The sequence below is a fragment of the Chitinolyticbacter albus genome, from assembly GCF_024437655.1.
In the GTDB taxonomy this organism is placed as follows: Bacteria; Pseudomonadota; Gammaproteobacteria; order Burkholderiales; family Chitinibacteraceae; genus Chitinolyticbacter; species Chitinolyticbacter albus.
In genome coordinates this window covers 1-20,223 of record NZ_JANBVF010000017.1, presented here as the reverse complement: position 1 = coordinate 20,223, position 20,223 = coordinate 1, and the positions used below count along the sequence as shown (strand labels likewise).

Genomic DNA, 20,223 nt, shown 5'->3' with positions numbered 1-20,223 from the left:
ACGACAACGAATCCGACGCGCTCAAGCTCATACTCGCTTTACGCCAGGCATCACGATGGGGTGATGATGTCAGAGCGACATGCCGGCGTGCGCCGGCCCGCGTCAAGCGTGGATTTCCCGGCGCCCAAACAAGTGTTGGATTTGGGTGTCATGCGGGAAAGGCTGTATTTGACAGCGTTTCCTGCGGCTCCTCATCATCGTCCCGTTATTCGCCAGCCGCACACAAAACGGCGATGGTGGGTACTAACACCTGTGTACAGCAACAAGGGGAACACAATGAGCATCGCGCGTTACAGCATGATCGCGGCCGCCGTCCTGGCGCTGACCGCATGCGGCAAACAACAGCCGGCGGACCAGTCGACCGCCTCCAGCCCTGCCTCGACGCCTGCGGCTGAATCCAGCAATGGCGGCGGCGACACCGTCAAGCTCGGCCATGCCGCGCCGCTGACCGGCAACATCGCTCACCTGGGCAAGGACAACGAGTACGGCGTGCAGATGGCGATCGACGAGATCAACGCAGCCGGCGGCGCCGACATCGGCGGCAAGAAGATCAAGTTCGAGCTGGTCTCCGAAGACGATCAGGCTGACCCCAAGACTGCGACCACCGTGGCACAACGCTTCGTCGACCAGAAAGTGGTCGGCGTGGTCGGTCACCTGAACTCGGGTACCACCATCCCCGCCTCCAAGCTGTATTCGGATGCCGGCATTCCGCAAGTGTCGCCGTCGGCCACCGCCGTCGCCTACACCGCGCAGGGCTTCAAGACCGCCTTCCGTGTGATGGCCAACGATGCACAGCAGGGCAAGGTGCTCGGCGAGTACGCCGTGCAAAAGCTCGGCGCCAAGAAGGTCGCCATCGTCGACGACCGTACCGCCTACGGCCAGGGCCTGGCCGACGAGTTCGAGAAGGCTGCCAAGGCTGTCGGCGCCGAAATCGTCAAGCGCGAGTTCACCACCAATCAGGAAACCGACTTCAACGCCATCCTGACCAGCATCAAGGGCGCCAAGCCCGACCTGATCTTCTACGGCGGCATGGACGCGCAAGCCGCGCCGCTGAAGAAGCAGGCCAAGAAGCTGGGCATTGCCGCCAAGGTGATGGGTGGCGACGGCACGCAAACGCCGGAATTCATCAAGCTGGCAGGTCCGGATTCGGAAGGCCAGATCTCGTCGAGCCCGGGTCAGGCCAAGGAAGACATGCCTGGCGGCAAGGAATTCCTGAGCAAGTTCAAGGCCAAGTTCGGCACCGAGGTGCAACTGTACGCCCCGTACTGCTATGACGCGGTGAAGGTGCTGGTCGAAGCGATGAAGAAGGCAGGCTCAACCGATCCGGCCAAGTATCTGCCGGAACTGGCGAAGACCGACTATCAAGGCGTCACTGGCAAGATCAACTTCGACGAGAAGGGTGACGTCAAGAACGGCGCAATCACCATCTACACCGTCAAGGGTGGCAAGTGGCAAGTGCTGGAAGTCGTGGGCGGCGCAGCCCAGTAAGGCAGTAAGCGGCCGATTGCAGAACGGCGCCCCTTGGGGCGCCGTTTTTCATTTAAAGCTCGCCGGGGTTGAAGCGATCAGCGGGTCAGGTCATGTGGCTCGCCCGTCATGCCCAGCGCCGCCGCCAGCATCAGCAGCATGCCTGCCGTCGCCCCCCACACAGTGCGGCCCTCGCACTCGATGAAGTACGACGCTCCCCGCACCCCTGCCCGCTCGACAGTACGTCGCTCGTAGTGCGTGCGCTGCATCAGCCAGGACAGGGGCAGCTCGAACACCGCCGCCACCTCGCCCGGATCGATCGTGTATTGCGCCTCTGGGCTGACCACCGCCACCACCGGCGTCACCCGGTAGCCGCTGATGGTCACATAGGCGCCCAACTGGCCGACGACGGTTGCGGCCTCCAGCGGCAGGCCGATTTCCTCGTTGGCCTCGCGCAGCGCTGCGGCCGCGGCATCGGCATCGTCCGCCTCCATCCGCCCACCGGGAAAACTGATCTGCCCGGCATGCTGCGCCAGATGCGCCGCGCGCTCGGTAAAGACCACCTTGGCGCCCGTGTCGCGTGGCACGATGCCGATCAGTACGGCGGCGGGGGTCGCGGCCGACAGGCCCTGCCAGTCGGCGCGATCGACGCGCGGTGCGGTGGCGAGGCGGTTGCTCAGCCAGTCGCACCAGTCCGTGACCGAGGCGAACTCGGGCATCATTCTTCCAACTTCGGCAACCTCAGGTCGCTCACGTGGGCAATCAGGCGCAGGCTGAGCCCGGAGACGAACAGCAGCCACATGGTCAGCGGGTTGAACATCTGGTACTGGGTCAGCGCGTAGACCAGCCCCGCCATCAAGAGCGCGATGGTGCCGTAGAAATCCTCGTGCAGGATGAAGGGCACGTCATTCACCATCATGTCGCGTACCAGCCCACCGCCCACGGCGGTGACAAAGCCGAGGAAGCACACGCCGAAGAGATTGAGCTCAAGCGCCATGCCGATCTGTGCGCCCGCAATGCTGAAGGCGACAAGGCCTATGGAGTCGGCCACGATGAACGCGCGGTGCAACAGGCCTTTGTGCTGCTGATGCAGCTTGAGCACCCAGGCCACCAGCAGGGAAGCGAAGATGGTGTAGAGCGGCGCCGAATCGATGAAGATCTGCGGGATACGATTGACCAGCATGTCGCGCAGCACCCCGCCACCGATGGCGGTGAGCAAGGCCAGGATCAGCACGCCCAGCAAGTCGAAGCGCTTGCGCGCGCCGATCAGGTAGCCGGAGAACGCGAATGCGGCGGTGCCGATGTGGGTGAACCAGTCGAACTGGGGAACGGGAAGTGTCGGCATGGCCACGGCAGCGAACAACGATCCGCCATTCTAGGATTCACCAGGGCGCTTGGCACGCATAGCGCATGCTGCCCCGCAACAACCGCACAGGATCAATGCGCGTTAAAGCCCAGCAACAGCCCTTGCGACAGATCGCGTACGCCAACGAAGGTCGCTTGCGCCAGTTGCAGCTGCCCCTGCCGTCCGGCCACCTCGATTTGCTGGCAGCCACTGGCCAGCTGCTCGGCACCCAGTTGCAGTGCTGCCCCCTTGAGCTTGTGCGAGAGCCGGATCACGCTGTCGGCGTCGCCCCCATCCAGCGCCGGTGGCAGCCGGCTCAAGGTTTCTTCAAGCAGCGGCACGAAGGCCGCGATCAGTTCGTCACGCAGATCCAGACCAATCTGGCTGCGCAACTGCACCATCATGGCCTCGACGCTGGCAAGCTCTACTTCTACCGGGTTCATTACACTCTCATCCTGATCTCAACAGGGCTGCTGGCCCACTTGTCATCGTTGTGCCTTGACTATAACGCCGTAAGCTTGAAGCTGTCATGGGGGAGCTGACGGGCTGCGGTATAATCGCCCGATTGAGACATAGGACCTCCGGAAACCCGCATGCCACGCAAGATCCTCGTCACCTCCGCCCTGCCTTACGCAAATGGTGCAATCCACCTGGGCCACCTCGTCGAATACATCCAGACCGACATCTGGGTCCGCTTCCAGAAGATGCGCGGCCACACCTGTCACTACGTCTGCGCCGACGACACCCACGGTACGCCCATCATGTTGCGCGCGGAAAAAGAAGGCATCAGCCCGGAGGCCCTGATCGAGCGCGTGCACGGCGAACACCTGCGTGACTTCACCGGCTTTCACGTCGCCTTCGACAACTACTACAGCACCAATTCCGAGGAAAACCGGCAGTACGCCTACCGCATCTACAACGCGCTGCAATCGAATGGCAAGATCGTCAGCCGCACCATCAGCCAGTTGTATGACCCGGTGAAGAACATGTTCCTGCCGGACCGCTTCGTGAAGGGCGAATGCCCCAAGTGCGCGGCCAAGGACCAGTACGGCGACAACTGCGAAGTCTGTGGCACCACCTACAGCCCGACCGAGCTGAAGAACCCCTACTCCGCCGTCTCCGGCGCGACGCCCGTACTGAAGGATTCCGAACACTATTTCTTCAAGCTGGGCGATTGCGAGGATTTCCTGCGCGGCTGGACCCGCGGTTCGGCCACGGTCGACGGCGCCGAGCGCGCGCGCCTGCAGGAAGGCGCGGCCAACAAGATGCAGGAATGGTTCGAGGCCGGCCTCACCGACTGGGACATCAGCCGTGATGCGCCCTACTTCGGCTTCGAGATCCCCGATGCGCCGGGCAAGTACTTCTATGTGTGGCTCGACGCGCCGGTCGGCTACATGGCCAGCCACCGCAACCTGTGCGATCGGCTTGGCCTCGACTTCGACAGCTACTGGAACAAGGATTCCGACGCCGAGCTGTATCACTTCATCGGCAAGGACATCCTCTACTTCCACGCGCTGTTCTGGCCGGCCATGCTCGAGTACAGCGGTTATCGCACGCCCACCGGCATCAACGCCCACGGTTTCCTCACCGTCGATGGCGCCAAGATGAGCAAGAGCCGCGGCACCTTCATCACGGCCGAGTCGTACCTGCGCCACCTCAATCCGGAATGGCTGCGCTACTACTTCGCCGCCAAGCTCAACTCGGCAATCGAGGACATCGACCTCAACCTGGAAGACTTCGCCGCGCGGGTGAACAGCGATCTCGTCGGCAAGTACATCAACATTGCCAGCCGCGCTGCGGGCTTCATTGCCAAACGCTTTGGTGGCCAGTTGGCAATCAACCTGGGTGACGCCCCGGTGATTGCCCGCCTGCAAGCCGCCAGTGCGGCGCTTGCCGGCCACTATGAAGGCCGGGAGTTCGGTCGCGCGCTGCGCGACATCATGGCGCTGGCCGATGAAGTGAACCAGTTCGTCGACGCGCACAAGCCGTGGGAAATGGCCAAGCAACAAGGCCAGGATGCCGAACTGCAGCGCGTCTGTTCGGTGCTGATCAACGCCTTCCGCCTGCTCACCATCTACCTCAAACCGGTGCTGCCCAAGCTCGCTGCCGATGTCGAAGCCTTCCTCGCCATCGCGCCGCTGGGCTGGGCCGATGCCGACACATTGTTGTTGGGCCACACCATCAACGCCTACAACCACCTGATGACCCGGGTCGACCCCAAGGCCGTTGAAGCGATGATCGAAGAAAACAAGCAAAGCCTCGCCCCGGTGGCGGCCGAACCCGCCGCACCGGCGCTCGACTACGAAGTGCCGCCAATTGCCGACACCATCAGCATCGACGACTTCATGAAGATCGACCTGCGTGTGGCGAAGATCGTCGAGGCCAAGGCGGTCGAAGGTGCCGACAAGCTGGTGTCGCTCACGCTCGATATCGGCACGGAAACGCGCCATGTGTTCGCCGGCATCAAGTCCGCGTATAAGCCGGAGGAGCTGCAGGGCCGGCTGACCGTGATGGTGGCCAACCTCGCGCCACGCAAGATGAAGTTCGGCATGAGCGAAGGCATGGTGCTGGCGGCCGGCGGCGATGGCGGGCTCTATATCCTCAATCCCGATAGCGGCGCCAAGCCCGGCATGAGGGTGAAGTAAACCGGGTTCGCGAGATAGGCAAATGCGGCACTGCGGTGCCGCATTTTGCTTGTGTGGCGCCGAGGCTGGCATTTGTCACATGGGCACGCGTGCAGGCCGCGCTAAGCTCGGGAGAGGCACCTGATTCGGTGCAGCTTCGGGAGCACACCATGTACGTCGCCATCGGCCCGCTGGTTTCGCTGATCGCCGGCATCCTCATTCTCATGATGCCGCGCCTGCTCAACTACATCATCGCCGTCTACCTGATCGTGATCGGCCTCGTCGGCCTGTTCGGCTTGCAGTGATCCCGCACGCCGCGCCGCTTGCCTTGCACTCGCCCGGCATCGTGGCTATCTATCGGAGCAAGCCGTACAACGGCACACCACCGAGACGACAGAGGCAATCATGATCGCGATCCGCTTGCAGATATACGGACGGGTGCAGGGCGTCGGCTTCCGGTTTTCCACCTGCCTGGAGGCCGAACACCTGGGTGTGGCCGGATGGGTGCGCAATCGGCGCGATGGCAGCGTGGAGCTCTACGCTGAAGGCAATGAGCACCAGGTCGAATCGCTGGTGAGCTGGGCGCGGCACGGACCACCTGGGGCGCTCGTGGAAAAGGTCGAGCGCAGTACCGCGCCGCAAGAGCAGCTGAGTGGCTTTCGCGAGCTGCCGACGATTTAGCCAAGCGCCGAAAAAAAACCCGGAAAATGATTTCCGGGTTTCAAGCAACATCTACAAAGGAGAAACTATCAAGACGCACCTTGCTGCATCCCAACAGAAGCTCCAATTTAGCCGATAAGAGGCGGTATCGTCAATCAATTCAAGGCATTGCGAAGCACGGTTTGCGGCACATCCAAGCAAGGTTGCAAGCTCACGCGCGCCCACTTCAGACGCGCGGCGCCCTGGACAAGCGCCATGCCGGGCCGGCTGCGCCCGGCGTATAATCGGCGTTTTGCAGCCCGCCTTACCCCTTCCAGCATGTATCTGCCCGACCCCCGACTTTACCCCCGCGTGAACCCGCAGAATCCGGTGATTCGCGCGCTGATGGCCTTCCTCACCGAAACCGATGCAGTCGCCGCCGCGGCCAAGCGCACCCAGCTGATCGGCGTGCTCGCCGAACTGATTGCAACGCGCGATCACTACGCGCTCAATGGCGCGCTCACGCAGGCACCGTCGCAGGATGCCTACAAGGTGCTGTGGCAGATCGTGCGCGAGCTGTGCGAATCGCCCGATGGCGCCCGCTGGGGCGTGCCATTCGCGATTCCGGTCATCCTGGTCGTCGGCACCCGCAGCCAAGTGCAGTTGGCCGGCCGTCTACCCGATACCGAAGCGGTGCTCGCGCTGCTGCGCCAGCATGGCGTGGTCGCAGAGCAGGCCGATGTCTTTCTCGCGCCGGCCCTCGTCCATCCGGGCGACGTGGCCGCGATCAACCCGGCTCAACTGGCCGACTGGCGCGATGCGCCACAAGCCGAAGCCATAGCGCGCGCGGTGCGCGAGGCGCCGATCACCTGCAAGGACGAAGGCGTGTTCCTGCGCTATCTCGTTGGCATCGCCACGCAGGCCGAGGGTGCCGAGCCCGCGATACGCCTCAATGGCAGCGTCGGTGCCTGGGGACTGCCGCTCTCTGAGCTGATCGGCAAGGCGCTGGCGCAGGATGGCGTCACCCTGTTTGCGATGCCGCGCGTGCCGCAAACCTGGCTGACCGCGCAGGAAACCGGCCGCGTCACCCAACTGGAAACCCGGCTGCAGGTGGCCGCGAGCAACGCCATCCGCAGCATGCGCAGCAAGCGGCGCACGCCGGTGGGCTGCATCGCCGCGCACGAAGGCGGCGAGATCCGCATCAGCTTCTCCAGCCAGGAGGACGGCGAGCGCTGGGAAGGCTTCGTCTGGCCGCTGGCGCCGCTCGATGCCGCCGAGCAGGTGCGGCAGTATGCAGAAGGCCTGCTGCGTGAATGCCAGCTCGACGATATCCGCGTGATCGAAACCGTGCAGCCGGACCAGCAGGATGGCCTGCCCTTCTTCGTCACCGCGCATTACCACCCTGTCTCCCAACACTGAGGTCGCCATGGGCCATTACCAGCACCACGTGTTTTTCTGTCTGAACGAGCGCGAGGAAGGCGAGCGCCAGAGCTGCAACCGCTGTGGCGCCAGCGAGATGCAGGCCTACGCCAAGGACCGGATCAAGGCACTGAAGCTCGCGGGACCGGGCAAGGTGCGGATCAACAAGGCCGGCTGCCTCGATCGCTGCGAGGAAGGCCCGGTGATGGTGATCTATCCGGACGAGACCTGGTACACCTACATCGACCGCGAAGACATCGACGAGATCATCAACGAGCATATCGTGCACGGTCGCATCGTCGAACGACTGAAAATCTGAAGCCATGATGCAAGCACGCAAGGCGCCCAGCTTCCTGCCACTCGACATCGCCGGCCCGGCCGGCCGGATCGAATGCCTGAGGCTCGATAGCGCACTCGATGCGGTGCGTGGCATCGCCCTGGTTGCGCACCCGAATCCCACCGAGGGCGGCAGCTTCACCAACAAGATCGTGCATACGCTGGCGAAGACGCTGTCGCGGCTCGGTTATGTCGCCTATTGCCCCAACCTGCGCGGCGTCGGCAACTCCGAGGGCGAACACAGCCGCGGCGAGCACGAGCCGGACGACATGGCCGCGGTGCTGGCCCATGCCCGCACCGAGCATCCCGGCGTGGCCTCTGTGGTCCTAGCCGGCTTTTCATTCGGCACGCTGGTGCAAAGCCGGCTGCGCCAGCGGCTGAGTGATGCCGAAGTCGCCGGCATGATCCTGGTCGGCCCCGCCGTCAGCCGCTATGCCTTCCCGCAAGTGCCAGCCGATACCCTCGTCATCCATGGCGAGGAGGATGAAGTGATTTCGCTTGCCGCCGTGCTCGACTGGGCACGGCCGCAGCAACTGCCCGTGATCGTCGTGCCCGGCGTCGGCCATTTCTTCCACGGCCGGCTCACCCAGCTCGCCCAGCTGGTCGAGCGCTACTGGGTCGCCGGCCGAGGCTGAGATGAACCTCGTTGCCAGCCACTTCCCGCTGCCCTGGCTGGTACTGGGCTGGCTGCTAGCCACGATCTGCATCCTGCGCGCCGCCTGGCGCATCCCTTGGTTTGCACTCAAGCAATCGCGGCTGACCGCCTGGTTCGGCGGCACCGTGATCGTGCTGCTGCTGTGGCAGCTCAAGGCCGAGGTACACCCGGGCCTGGCCTTTCACCTGCTGGGTGCGACTGCGCTGACGTTGATCGCAGGCGCCAACCCGGCGCGTCTGGGCCTGGCGGTGGCCCTGGCTGCCGATGCCCTGCAAGGCCATGGCGACTGGGCGGGGTTGGGGCTGTCATGGTTGCTTGTGGCCGGCCTGCCCAGCACACTGACGGCGGCGTTGCTTGCCTGGGCGCAGCGGCGTTTGCCGCCCAACTACTTCGTTTATGTTTTCGTCAATGCCTTCGCCGCTGCGGCACTTTCCATGTGGCTGGTCGGGCTGGCAAGCTGCGCGCTGCTCGCCTTGGCTGGCGCCTACCCGGCCGAGTTCCTGTTCGGCGAGAATCTGCCCTACTACTTCCTGATGGGCTGGCCCGAAGCGTTCATCACGGGCATACACCTGACGCTGCTCGTCGTCTACCGCCCGGAATGGGTCGCCACCTTCGACGACGCGTTCTACCTCGCCCGCAAATAAGCAATATTCCGAACCAGGCTGAACGCGGTCGCGAAACTCGTGACGACAGGCACCGGTGCGACGACTAGATTGAAGTCATTGCGCTGACTTACGGTCTGCCACGCCATCCTGCCCATGCACAGCATACGTACCCGCCTCAATCTGCTGCTGATCGCCATCGTCGTCATTGTGCTGAGCGTTTCCGGTGCTTACAGCTATTGGCAAGGACACGACACGCTCTATAGCGAGACGGCGGCCCAGGATGCCGCCATGCGCACGCGCTTAGCCACCGTGTTGCCCGCCATTGTCTGGAACTTCGACGATCGCCAGCTGGGGTATGTACTGGATGCCGAGCTACAGTGGCCGGATCTCGTCCAGATCGCCGTCTATGCCGGCGAAGACCTGCTGGCATCGCGCCGTGGCCAAGGTAAGATAGCCGGCGCGGGGCCCCTGCAGACCCTGCCGCTGCAGTTCGAAGGGCGCACCGTCGGCGAGGTGCGCTACCAGCTCTCCACCGAACGGATAGACGCCCGCCTGAGCAAGCTGGTGCAGCGCAAGGCCATCGAAATCGCCCTGCTCGCCGGCATACTCGTGGCCGTACTGATCCGCACCTTCAACAGCATCGTGCTCAAGCCATTGGCCGCGCTGCGCGCCGCACTCGATCGCTCGGCCAACCAGCGCAGCTTCTCGCTGGAGGAGCTCGAGCCCATGCTGCGCCAGCAGGACGAATTCGCCGAGCTGAGCCAGAGCGTCGCGCGCATCACGCAACGGCTGACCAGCGAGCTGGAGGAACGCAAGCTGGCCGAAGAAGCGATACGCCGCGCCAAGCAGAATGTGGATGAAGCGTACACGCAGCTGCAGGCGACGCAGACGAGCCTGGTCCAGGCCGAGAAAATGGCTTCGCTCGGTGGCCTCGTCGCCGGCGTCGCCCACGAGATCAACACGCCGGTCGGCGTAATCGTCACCAGTGCCTCGGTATTGAACGAGGAAACGCAGCACTTGCAAGCGCAACTCGATGCCGGCGCGGTGAAGAAATCCGTTCTGTTGGCCTACTGCGAGCACGCCAGGGACAGTGCCAGGCTGATCCTGGGCAACGCCGAACGCGCTGCCGAGCTGATCCAGAGCTTCAAGCGGGTAGCGGTCGATCAGACCTCGGAAGCACGCCGCGACTACGAACTGCGGCAGTATCTGCATGAAATTGTCACCAGCCTCACCCCGTCGTTGAAACGGCGCCCCATCCATATCACCGTGGATTGCCAAGCCGCCGTGGTCATGGATGGCTACCCTGGTGCGCTCTCGCAGGTGCTGACCAACCTGCTGACCAATGTGCTGGCGCATGCCTTTCACGGTGACGAAGAGGGCGACGTGCTGATCGTTGCCCAGTGCGACGGCGACGTCGTGACGCTGACCCTGAGCGACAATGGCCGCGGCATCGCTCCCGAGCATCTGCCCAAGGTGTTCGATCCCTTCTTCACCACCCGGCGTGGCCAGGGCGGTAGCGGGCTGGGCCTGCATCTGGTGTACAACCTCGTCACGCAGACGCTGGGTGGCAATATCGTGGTGCGCAGCGAGCCAGGTGCCGGCACCACATTCTTCATCAGCCTGCCGCGCCAGGCCCCGCAGCATTGAACAAAACGTTGCCACGGCACGCACCGGACATTGTAAGCTTGCCCCCTCCTCCCGATCGTCGATATCCCATGCCGCGCGCCTGCCTTGCCCTCACCACCTTGCTGCTTGCCACTGCCTGCGCCACCTCCAGTCCGCCGCCGGCCCCCCAGCCGCCCACCGCAAGCGTCGCTTCGGAAGCAGCGGCCTCGATGCCGGCCAGCGTCGACGACATCACCAGCGACGCCAGCGCCGTGACGGCCAGTGTACCCGTCGAAGCGGCCGTGCCGACACCGCCGCCAGCCACCCCAGCCAAACCGCGCCTGACCGAAGCGCAGGGCCGCGTGCTGTTGAACCAGCTGCTGCCGGCCAAGATGCCCGATCGCGCCGGCTGGAGTGAGGACATCATCGACGCCTTTACCGCGCTCAAACTGCCCTACACCGCCGAGCTGTTCTGCGCGGCCGCAGCCACCATCGAACAGGAGTCGACCTGGCAGGGTGACCCCGTGGTGCCGGGCCTGCCCGCCATCGTGTGGAAAGCCATCGACGCCAAGGCCGGCCGCTATCATGTGCCGCTGTCGGTGGTGAAGACGGCGCTGCTCAAGCCCTCGCCCACCGGCCAGAGCTACAAGACGCGCATCGACAATCTGCGCACCGAACGCGAGATGAACGATCTGTTCGAGGATATGGCGCGCGAGGCGCGCAACCTGAGCCTGCCGCTCAACATGGCCAATCCCATCCGTACCGGCGGCCCGATGCAGGTGAGCGTCGAGTTCGCACAGAACCATGTCCGGGTCTGGCCCTACCCCTATCCGCGACGCGGCAGCATCCGCCAGGAAGTGTTCACCCGCCGCGGCGGCGCCTACTTCGGCATTGCCAACCTGCTGCACTACCCTGCGCCGTATGACGCGATGATCTATCGCTTCGCCGACTACAACGCCGGCCGCTACGCCAGCCGCAACGTGGCGTTCCAGCGCGCCGTGTCGCGCCTGACCGGGCGTGAGCTGACTGAGGATGGCGACCTGCTGCGCTACCAGGCTGGCCGCCCGGTGGGCACCAGCAGCGTCGAATCCGCGCTGTATACGGTGGCCGGCCGGCTCAAGCTGAGCAAGGCCCAGATCCGCAATGACCTGGAGCAAGAGAAGATGAACGCGTTCGGTAGCAGCGAAACCTACAAGCGCGTGTTCGCTGCGGCCGACGCCACTGCCGGCAAGCCACTGCCACGCGCCGCGCTGCCGCAGATCCGCCTCGTCAGCCCCAAGATCACGCGCAAGCTCACCACCGAATGGTTCGCCAAGCGCGTGGACTGGCGTTACCAGACCTGCTTGTCGCGCAAACCATAGCCATGCCTGCTCGCCTTCAAGCTTAGTTGCGACGGTGCGGCGCGCCTGCCGGTGCCGCTTGCCCGAGGCGGGCAGCGTAGATACTGACAAAATCACCCCGGCTTGCCAGAATCCTCTGATACGAACCGCACGAGAGTATGCCCATGTCGGATCCGCTGATCTCCCAACTCTCGAGCACACTGGCGACGGAAAAAACCTTCGAAGGCCTAGTGCGGCAACTCCTGGTGATGCTGGAGCTCGTCACCGATCTGGAGTCGACCTATCTGACCCGGATCGACCTGGGCGCCAGCCTGCAAAGCATCCTTTATTCACGCAATACCCGGACATTGACCATCCCCGAGGGGCTTGCCGTTCCCTGGGGCGACACGCTATGCAAGCGCGCGCTGGACGATCAGCAGCCGTATACCGATGACGTGGCAGCGCACTGGGGCGACTCGGAGGCAGCCCGGGAACTGGGTATTGCCACCTATGCCAGCACGCCGATCCGGCTGGAAGACGGCAGCCTCTATGGCACGCTGTGCGCGGCAAGCTCGGAACGCAAACCCTTTACCGACAAGGGCGCGCAGGTGCTGCAGCTGTTTGCCGAGCTGATCGGCCAGCAGGTGCAGAAGGAGCTGTTGCTGCAACAGCTGCAAGAAGCCAATGAGGCACTGCGCACCCACTCCTATACCGATGTACTGACGGGGCTGCCCAATCGGCGCGCGGTGTTCGAGGAGCTGCCGCGCTTGTTCGCCCTGGCGCAGCGGGCTGGTCAGCAAGTACTGATCGCCTTCATCGACCTCGATGGCTTCAAGGCGATCAACGACCAGTTCGGCCACGAAGCCGGCGACGCCTTCCTGATCGCGGCCGGCCGACGGCTGACCGAAGGATTGCGCGCTGGCGATGTGTTGGGGCGCCTGGGTGGCGACGAATTCGTCATTGCCGGCCTCGGCCCCGCTCCCGATGAAAATGCGGCAGTGGCCACGGTGGCCTTGCGAGAGCGCCTGGCGCCGTTACTGCACGGTCGTTTCGACTTGGGCACCCAAGCCATCGAGTACCTGGGCGCCAGCTTCGGCGCCATTGCGGTCGACCCCGAGATGATCACGCCGGAGGAAGCGCTGCGCCTGGCCGATGCGGCCATGTATCTGGAAAAGAAAACCCGCAAGCAAGGTGGTTTGGCGCCATTCCAGCTGGCTGACGGGTAAAGCCCGCCAGCGGTTTCAGACCACGATGTCCAGCGTCCAAGCTTGCTCGAAGCCGCGCCGTAGGGCGTATTCGCCGCGTAGCGGCAATACGCCGAACCCATGTTCAAGCCTCGTGAACATTTGATCTGTCACCCACCCGCCGACCACCGCATACGGCGCAATGCCTTTGGCGATTGCGCCCTACCCCCGGAAACGCCTTCTTCAAACGGATTGCATCACGCGGGATGCCCCCCCAGCCCATCCTCTGGGTAAACACCGTCAGCCACCAGCTTGTGAAAAGTCGAATAGGGCCAATCGGCCACGCGGGGCACCAAGCCATGCTTGACCGGGTTGAAATGCAGGTAATCCATATGCGCCGCAAAGTCCGCTTCATCCCGGATCAGGTGTCCCAATATCGGCGTTGCCAGATGCCACGCTCACCACGCCGCTGGCGTACCGCCGAACGATATTCGCTGCGCGGCAAGGCACGCGAGAACAGCAGTTTGATCAAGCGCCAACGCAGTGCAAAGTCGGCATCGCCCGGCGGCAATTCCAATACGCAATGCAAATGCTCGGGCAACACCACCCAGCCGTGTATGGTGAATGGGGCTTGTCGCCGAACGACCCGCACGGCATTGCGCAGTAGATCGATATGATCGACCAACAACGTGCTATTGCGCCGTTGCAGCAGATTCACGGTAAAAAAATAGGTGCCCCCCCCAGGGCACCAGGCACTGCGATAGTCCATGTAAAAAACATAAACGATGGCGACGCAAAACGCACCGTATCGTTTCATCGGTCAGTGGCCACACATCCCGACGCGGCACATTCATGCCATGCCGTAGGGCGTATTCGCCGCAAGGCGGCAATACGCCAAACCCATGTTCAAGCATCGCGGGCGTTTGATATGTTACCGGTCGGCCGACCACCACATGCGGCGCAATGCCTTCGGCGATTGCGCCCTACGGGTGCGCCGTACGTGGTGTTCAATGCACAAATGGCCATGCCCAAGCTTGACGTTCACGACAGTATCTGAGCCCGTCATCCCCCGCCCATCAAGCCTCCCCTTCATCAGGCTCTCGCAACAATCTAAAGAACAATAGCAAGACGAATTCCAAGATGGGCATGGCAATTTTAAGCATCCCGTACCCTGCCAGCCCAGATAGCCAAAGATTATTTGAGTCACCGCAACTTTTCTGGGCAAGTTCTCGACCGAACCCCAAACAGATCAAGGCAATCACCATTCCAATTGAGTAGTAAAACCAGCGAAATACCGTTGCTTTTCGTGGATCCAGTTCTTCACTCATTCAATTGCACCCAAGTTGGCACATCTGGTTTGAAATACTCGCAGCCTCAACAAAGCTCGACAACCAGTGCGTAGGGCGTATTCGCCGCGAAGCGGCAATACGCCAAACCCATGTTCAGGCCTCGTGTATGTTTATTATGTGGCGCGTCAGCCGGCCACCGCATGCGGCGCAATGCCTTCGGCGATTGCGCCCTACAGATGCGCTGTACGCGGTGGCGCACCGGAAATGTAATTTAATTAGTAATTAATACCATGGAGAAAAAAAATAATACGCCAAAAACATAAAACCCGAAACAAAAAAATACAAAACAAAAGCAAAGAAAAGATTACGACTTACCTTGAGAAGAATTAAAAACATCAACACAACTACAAGAAAACTTAAAAAATACTTAGTCAGCACACCCAGGGAAATTCCATTCAAAAAAAACGCAGGAAAAACCCAGCCGGCGCCAGACAAAAAACAAACCCACACCCCGCCCTCAACACTTTGCAGGTGCGAGAAAGCATATATTGCCAGCCAATTAACAAACAACAGCACAAAAAAGAGAAAAATCGATCTAGAACTATTTAGACTGATTTTCATTTCCACCTCCCTTACTCTCTCCTCCCGCTTTTTTTTCCTCCCCCTTACCGTCAGACTTCTTGCCCTCTCTAGACTTGACTTCATTTTGAATAGCATTCAGGGCTGCCTGAAGCACTTGCTGGGTCTTAGGGTCGCTTTTCAAATCAACGGAAGCGACAGCAAGCACAGCCTGCAATGATGTCAACTGTGTGGCGGTAAGCCCTTCAAGTGACTTAACATCTGCAGGAATACTAGCCAATGCTTTGGAAGCGCTCGCATATCCTGGGTGTGCTGCCGCCCAGACTGTGACAATGGCTCCAATCTCTATCTTCGCTCCAAACTCAGTTCGACTTCCCTTCCATGCTGAATTTATGCTAGCAAACATATCATTCAAGCCGCTTTTCTGGCCCAAAGAGTTAACGGCGTGTTGAACATCCCCAGCTGGCAACCCAGTAGCCGACTGGACAAGTCCAGCAATACGATTGGTTTGCCATTGTTGCGGCGCACGACCATCAGGATCTACAAATCGAATTGGATTTGAGTTGGCATATCCATATCTATTAAAAGCATGAATAGCATTCAGTTCCACCCAATCCACCGGATCAGTCGCCATGAACCGACCCAACGTCGGGTCATACCAGCGTGCACCGTAGTAACTCAGGCCTATCTTGTCCTCGAACGGCTTGCCGGTAAACCACTGGGTGTTCTCAGTGGTGGCGCCGACCAGCTTTTCGCCATACGGGCGGTAGTTGGTTCGCCACAGCAGCGCACCGTTGGCGCCAGTGGCGGCCATCGGGCTGCCGGCTGGATCGCTGTGGTACCAGGTGGTGGTAGTGCCCTGGATATCGGCCAGCTTGGTACGGCCGTGATAGAGGAAATCCTTGACCGCGCCGGTGGCGAGGTTGATTTCCTGGTACAGCAGGCCATCTGCGCCGGTGAATTCCAGGCGGTTCAGACCATTGCCGCTTGAGAGCACGCGAGTGCCGCCACCGTCGTAGCTGTAGCCGATCTGGCTGGCTGCACCCTTGTTCACCCAGCGCAGGTTGCCAGCGGCGTCGTAGTTGAAGCTCAGGCCATCGCCGCGGGTGGTGACATTGCCCCAGCCATCGTGGGCGAGGGTGTAGTTCTTGCCACCAGTGACGGTGCTGAGGTTTTGCGTCGCGTCGTAACCGTAATCGATGCTCCAGCTGCCGAAGGCCTGACGCTTGATGTTGCCATTGCCGTCGTAGCTGATGCCGCCGTTGCCCCACACCGTCGGCGCGTTGGCAACAGTCAAGCGATCCAGGCCGTCGTAGTCGAAGCTGCGGTTGTGGCTATTGCTGACCGTATCGGTGATCGTCACGACATTGCCATTGCCGTCGTACGACCACACGCTATCCAACACCGGCTGTGCGTTGGCTACGGCCTGGTTGTAGGCAGCCAGTGCCTGGTTGTAGGTGGCCACATCGGCCAGATAGCGGTCGTAAGCCTGCTTGCGCGCGTTGTAGTCGGCCAGCTGTTGCTGGTAAGTGGCCAACTGTCCTGGCCAAGCCGCAGAGGCTGCGCGGTAGTTGTTCCAGGCGTTCTTGCGAGTGTTCCAATCGGCCACGCACGCATCATAGTTGGCCCGCCAAACCTTCAGGGCAGCTGCATACTTGCTTTGCGCGCACTCAGCCACGTTGCAGTCCGAACCAAAATCATACAATTCAGGCTTTCGGTACTTTTCTGAACAGAACACTCCCGCACTAACACCCTTAGGTTCTGCAAAACCCGGCGCAGTCGGCTGCGTCGGCGCAATCGGCGCATTTCCCGGCGCAGCAACCGCAGCAGGCGGTACCGGTTTGACGGGGCCCTGGCCGCCATCGCTCATCAACACCTGGTGCGTAGCAGGCCAGCCGCGTTCGTTGAAATTGGTCTTGTCCCAGCGTCCGTTGGCCCCCAACCAGTTGGCTAGCTGGCCCCGTGCGGTGTATTGAATCGTCGCCACCGCATTGCCCAGCCTCGTTGGGCGGCCGAATGCATCAGGTGCCAAATCCACCCGACGGTCGCCAGGGTAGACCATTGCGCTGCGTGCATCGTTAGCGTTGTACTCGTGCTTGAGAGTGAGCGTACGGCCGGCGGCGACCAACGACTCAGCCACCATATTGTCGTTGTTATCGAACCACATGCTGCGCTGCACGGATGGCGTGTTCAGTACCGTCAGGTTGCCGTCCCCGTCGTAGGTCCGGCATGCACTCTCCGCGCTGCCGTCTGCGTACTCCACCGTGGTCAGCCGGTTCTGTGCGTCGTAGCCATAGTTGATCTGGCCCTGGCTGCCGGTTTTGCTGCTGATCTGGTTGCCGGCATTGTCACGACCGAGGATGGTGGTACCCGTTTCCGGGTCGGTGCGGCTCACCAGGTATTGTCGGCTGTCGTAGCCCCAGCTGCGGGTGACGCCGTTCTGCTTCACCCAGTTCACCTTGCCCAGGATATCGCGATCGATTTCGGTGATGGCCTCGGCAATCGGCGGCACCACCTTGATCAGCGCCTTATCGTCCGGGCTGCCGAAGGCTTGGTAGAACGACGAAGTCTGGTAGCCGCGCTCATTGACTTCGGCAACGGCACTGCCGCTGTAACCGTAGGTGCGGTAAGTCCCATCCGAATGGGTGACCTGGGTTGGACGGTTCAGTGCATCGTAATAAGTGGTATCGCCGACCGAGAGTTGCGGGTAGCTCTCAAAGGTTTGTCGACCCAATGCATCGAAACGACGAGTGATCGTCACCCCATTGATCGTGCTAGATATCGTTCGGCCAAAACCATCCCAGGTAGTGCTGTCGCTGTAGGTGCCTCGCGTCAGCGTTCGGCCATTGGTCGACCAGACGATAGTCGTGCTTGCCCCTGCCGGCGGTGTAATGGTCGTCAACCGGTTCATAGCGTCGTATTGCAAACCCGTTGCAAAGCGCCGGCCATTGGTATAGCTGGTGACATTGCCAAAGGCATCGACAACGCGGCTGATGGTGATATCGCTGCTGGTCGGGCAGGAAGCGGTATTCAGGCCCGCAGCGACCGGGCGGATTTCCGTTTGGGGAATACCGCGGTAGTAGCTACTGAACTGCGTGACGAACAGGCGAGGGTCTTTGACGGTCGCGACCTGACCATCGGCGTGGTAGGTGTAGCTGCGGGTGACCCCATCCCGGGTTTCGCTCAGCAGGTTACCGAGCGCATCGTAACCACGGCTCAGCGTGGAGAGTGCAGGCCCCGCTTCGCTGGCGTGGATGGTTTCGGTTTGCACCTTATCCAAGATCCAGCGAGTAGCATCGGTCAAATACGTACGTTTGGTGACGCGGGTATTGCCAGTATCGCCGGTTTCAGTAATGACCCCTGCCCGACCATAGCTGTCGTAGCCTGCGTACGCAGTGTTAAACAGCTTGCCGTTGCGTTCCACCGTCTGCCCGGTCATCAACGGAATACGACTAATCCCGCTAGTGCACCGTGCATTCAATTTAGACGGTGATTGTCCAAAGGTCTGATAACCCCAGTTGTAGCTAATCGTCTCAAGTGCTTTGCCGTTCAAATCTGCTGTTTTTTTAGAAAGCAGCAGCCCTGATTTCCAAATATCATTCTTGCAATCTTCAACCGCATGGGGCGTAATATACTGATAGCTTATAATCGCAGCCGGTGTTGTGACCTTCCGCTCCGGATTACGAACACCTAGATTGATCGACGTTTGGCCTTGCGGATGTTTCACCGCTGCGAACACGCCATCGATTCCTTGCTGAGCATAGTGGTGGTAAGTCCACGTGCCGCCGTCGCTCGTTCGCTTCCGTGCAATGGCAGGTCGCGGTTGATCCCGGATGGCGTTCCACATCTCGTCAGCGCAGTTAGTGTAGCCGCAATCAGGGAACGGGCTCAAAGGGGTGACATATCGGACAAAATCGAAATAGGTCTTCCCGCCCTGTGGCTGGGCAACGGAATTTATCAAAGGAAAAGCACTCGCACCTTCCTTTTTGCCTTTCATGTAATCGGACCAATCCGAGTAGGTCAATACCCAGCGCAGGCCATCGGGGCGCGTAATAACTACCTGACCGGCGCTATCGAGAAACCGCCACTCTTGGCCCGCCGCGTAGACCCTGTCCAGTTTCGGCCAACGTTTGCCGTTACCACCTTCATCTGACCAGGTTATATTTATAGTCCGACCATCGCTCGCAATCATTTGTGTCAATAACACGCCGGAGTACCGATACTCAACGCGATTACCATTGGTGTCGACCGCAGTGCTCGGCATGTAATAGTCGAAAGTACCACCGAGGGTGACAAAATGGCTCGCATCCAATGGATGTTCACTATGCCCAAACACGTCTGCAGATGCGGCAGAACTGATCACCCTACGCTGATCAAGCGCTTTGACACTGAGACTATATACGGTCCCGCCAGGCCCTTTTAACACCCATGGTTGATCACGTTCACCTTTACTCAACCACCAATTATTGGATGTACGATACTCGCCGAGCATGCTGAGCGGAGGAGTGGTGCTCAAGCGATGAAAACGATGAGTCGTGCCATCAGGCAACTCAAGCACTGGTGCAATCAAGGAGCTCGTTTCCCCTTGGCCCGTCCGAACTCGTGGCGGCTTAATGGCCTCAGTAAAAGGCTCAATGCTGTTATAAGACCATTGCACCGACAATGGCCCTCCTGCGCCTGGAATGCTGAGCAGAGGAATGTTAAGTGACAACCCACCGGTCAAAGGATCAATTTGATCCGGGCCGCTGCCATGGCTGCCTCTACGTTGATGAGTGCTATCTTCGCTGTAATAGTCTTCTGCAGTAACTGCAGCCCAGCCTCCCCCGGCTTGAATCGGTGCAGCGGGGACAAGCGAGGAATAAAAAATCGCTATCGAGAAAATACAGGAATGGAATGGCTTCATTTTTAAATTAGGAATATTATTTTGATTAGACTATGCGCTTGGAATTTTGCGCACACGACACCAACCCGAACAATCTTTGCCGTTATATCCGCGGACTACGCTAGAAGTCGGGGCAGTTCTAGCTGATCGTCAATCAGGCAACCGGTTTTCCGTTTTGACAAAGTTCCCTTGCAACGACTGCAGCAGCGTCAGAGTTCCACGACCAATAGGTGTCCAGTCCCGGACGATTAACTACGCGCTTAACAAATAAACCC

At 60.9% G+C, this 20,223-nt stretch carries 16 protein-coding genes and 1 pseudogene; 11 read left to right on the top strand and 6 right to left on the bottom strand.

The features are described 5' to 3' along the window. The first annotated feature begins 276 nt into the window (after nt 1-276). Entirely contained in the window at nt 277-1,488 is a 1,212-nt protein-coding gene (locus tag NLI84_RS11555) for a branched-chain amino acid ABC transporter substrate-binding protein (protein ID WP_255990301.1), read from the top strand. A gap of 77 nt (nt 1,489-1,565) precedes the next feature. On the opposite strand, the gene NLI84_RS11550 is transcribed toward NLI84_RS11555, so the two are convergent. From NLI84_RS11550 to NLI84_RS11540, 3 genes are all read right to left on the bottom strand, one after another. Next, nucleotides 1,566-2,186, bottom strand: a complete 621-nt coding sequence (locus NLI84_RS11550; protein ID WP_255990300.1) for a CoA pyrophosphatase — start codon at nt 2,184-2,186, stop codon at nt 1,566-1,568. Continuing rightward, the gene (locus NLI84_RS11545) at nt 2,186-2,812 is read right to left on the bottom strand and encodes a trimeric intracellular cation channel family protein (RefSeq protein WP_255990299.1); all 627 of its coding nucleotides are present in this window, start codon (nt 2,810-2,812) and stop codon (nt 2,186-2,188) included. The genes NLI84_RS11550 and NLI84_RS11545 overlap by 1 nt, the downstream gene beginning before the upstream one ends. 92 nt (nt 2,813-2,904) lie before the next feature. Further along, entirely contained in the window at nt 2,905-3,255 is a 351-nt protein-coding gene (locus NLI84_RS11540; RefSeq protein WP_255990294.1) for an Hpt domain-containing protein, read from the bottom strand. Between the two features lie 150 nt (nt 3,256-3,405). On the opposite strand from NLI84_RS11540, the gene metG reads away from it, so the two are divergent. From metG to NLI84_RS11490, 10 genes are all read left to right on the top strand, one after another. After that, entirely contained in the window at nt 3,406-5,457 is a 2,052-nt protein-coding gene (gene metG / locus NLI84_RS11535; protein WP_255990292.1) for a methionine--tRNA ligase, read from the top strand. 149 nt (nt 5,458-5,606) lie between these two features. Then, nucleotides 5,607-5,741, top strand: coding sequence for a DUF3096 domain-containing protein (locus NLI84_RS11530; RefSeq protein WP_255990291.1), 135 nt, complete (start codon nt 5,607-5,609; stop codon nt 5,739-5,741). Between the two features lie 100 nt (nt 5,742-5,841). Next, entirely contained in the window at nt 5,842-6,117 is a 276-nt protein-coding gene (locus NLI84_RS11525; protein ID WP_255990290.1) for an acylphosphatase, read from the top strand. 297 nt (nt 6,118-6,414) lie between these two features. Next, nucleotides 6,415-7,494 (top strand): DUF2863 family protein, encoded by a 1,080-nt coding sequence (locus NLI84_RS11520; RefSeq protein WP_255990289.1) that lies wholly within the window; start codon nt 6,415-6,417, stop codon nt 7,492-7,494. Between the two features lie 7 nt (nt 7,495-7,501). After that, nucleotides 7,502-7,813, top strand: coding sequence for a (2Fe-2S) ferredoxin domain-containing protein (locus NLI84_RS11515; protein ID WP_255990288.1), 312 nt, complete (start codon nt 7,502-7,504; stop codon nt 7,811-7,813). A gap of 4 nt (nt 7,814-7,817) precedes the next feature. Then, a complete protein-coding gene (locus tag NLI84_RS11510) occupies nt 7,818-8,465 on the top strand; it encodes an alpha/beta hydrolase (RefSeq protein WP_255990286.1) in 648 nt (215 codons plus the stop codon). 1 nt (nt 8,466) lies between these two features. Continuing rightward, nucleotides 8,467-9,129 carry an energy-coupling factor ABC transporter permease gene (locus tag NLI84_RS11505; RefSeq protein WP_255990285.1) on the top strand — a complete coding sequence of 221 codons (663 nt, stop codon included), beginning with the start codon at nt 8,467-8,469 and terminating at the stop codon, nt 9,127-9,129. Between the two features lie 114 nt (nt 9,130-9,243). Further along, nucleotides 9,244-10,737: a sensor histidine kinase gene (locus tag NLI84_RS11500; protein WP_255990283.1), complete on the top strand. Its 1,494-nt coding sequence runs from the start codon at nt 9,244-9,246 to the stop codon at nt 10,735-10,737. A gap of 68 nt (nt 10,738-10,805) precedes the next feature. After that, nucleotides 10,806-12,056, top strand: a complete 1,251-nt coding sequence (locus NLI84_RS11495; RefSeq protein ID WP_255990282.1) for a DUF1615 domain-containing protein — start codon at nt 10,806-10,808, stop codon at nt 12,054-12,056. Nucleotides 12,057-12,199: 143 nt separating this feature from the next. Next, nucleotides 12,200-13,240 (top strand): GGDEF domain-containing protein, encoded by a 1,041-nt coding sequence (locus NLI84_RS11490; RefSeq protein ID WP_255990281.1) that lies wholly within the window; start codon nt 12,200-12,202, stop codon nt 13,238-13,240. A 215-nt stretch (nt 13,241-13,455) separates the two neighbouring features. Here NLI84_RS11490 and NLI84_RS11485 read toward each other — a convergent pair. The 3 genes and pseudogenes from NLI84_RS11485 to NLI84_RS11475 all read right to left on the bottom strand — a co-directional run bounded on the left by NLI84_RS11485 (nt 13,456) and on the right by NLI84_RS11475 (nt 19,969). Then, nucleotides 13,456-13,967, bottom strand: a pseudogene (locus NLI84_RS11485) (REP-associated tyrosine transposase). 307 nt (nt 13,968-14,274) lie between these two features. After that, nucleotides 14,275-14,526, bottom strand: coding sequence for a hypothetical protein (locus tag NLI84_RS11480; RefSeq protein ID WP_255990279.1), 252 nt, complete (start codon nt 14,524-14,526; stop codon nt 14,275-14,277). 562 nt (nt 14,527-15,088) lie between these two features. Beyond that, on the bottom strand, nt 15,089-19,969 hold the full coding sequence (locus NLI84_RS11475) for an RHS repeat domain-containing protein (protein WP_255990277.1): 4,881 nt from the start codon (nt 19,967-19,969) through the stop codon (nt 15,089-15,091). Nucleotides 19,970-20,223: the final 254 nt, after the last annotated feature.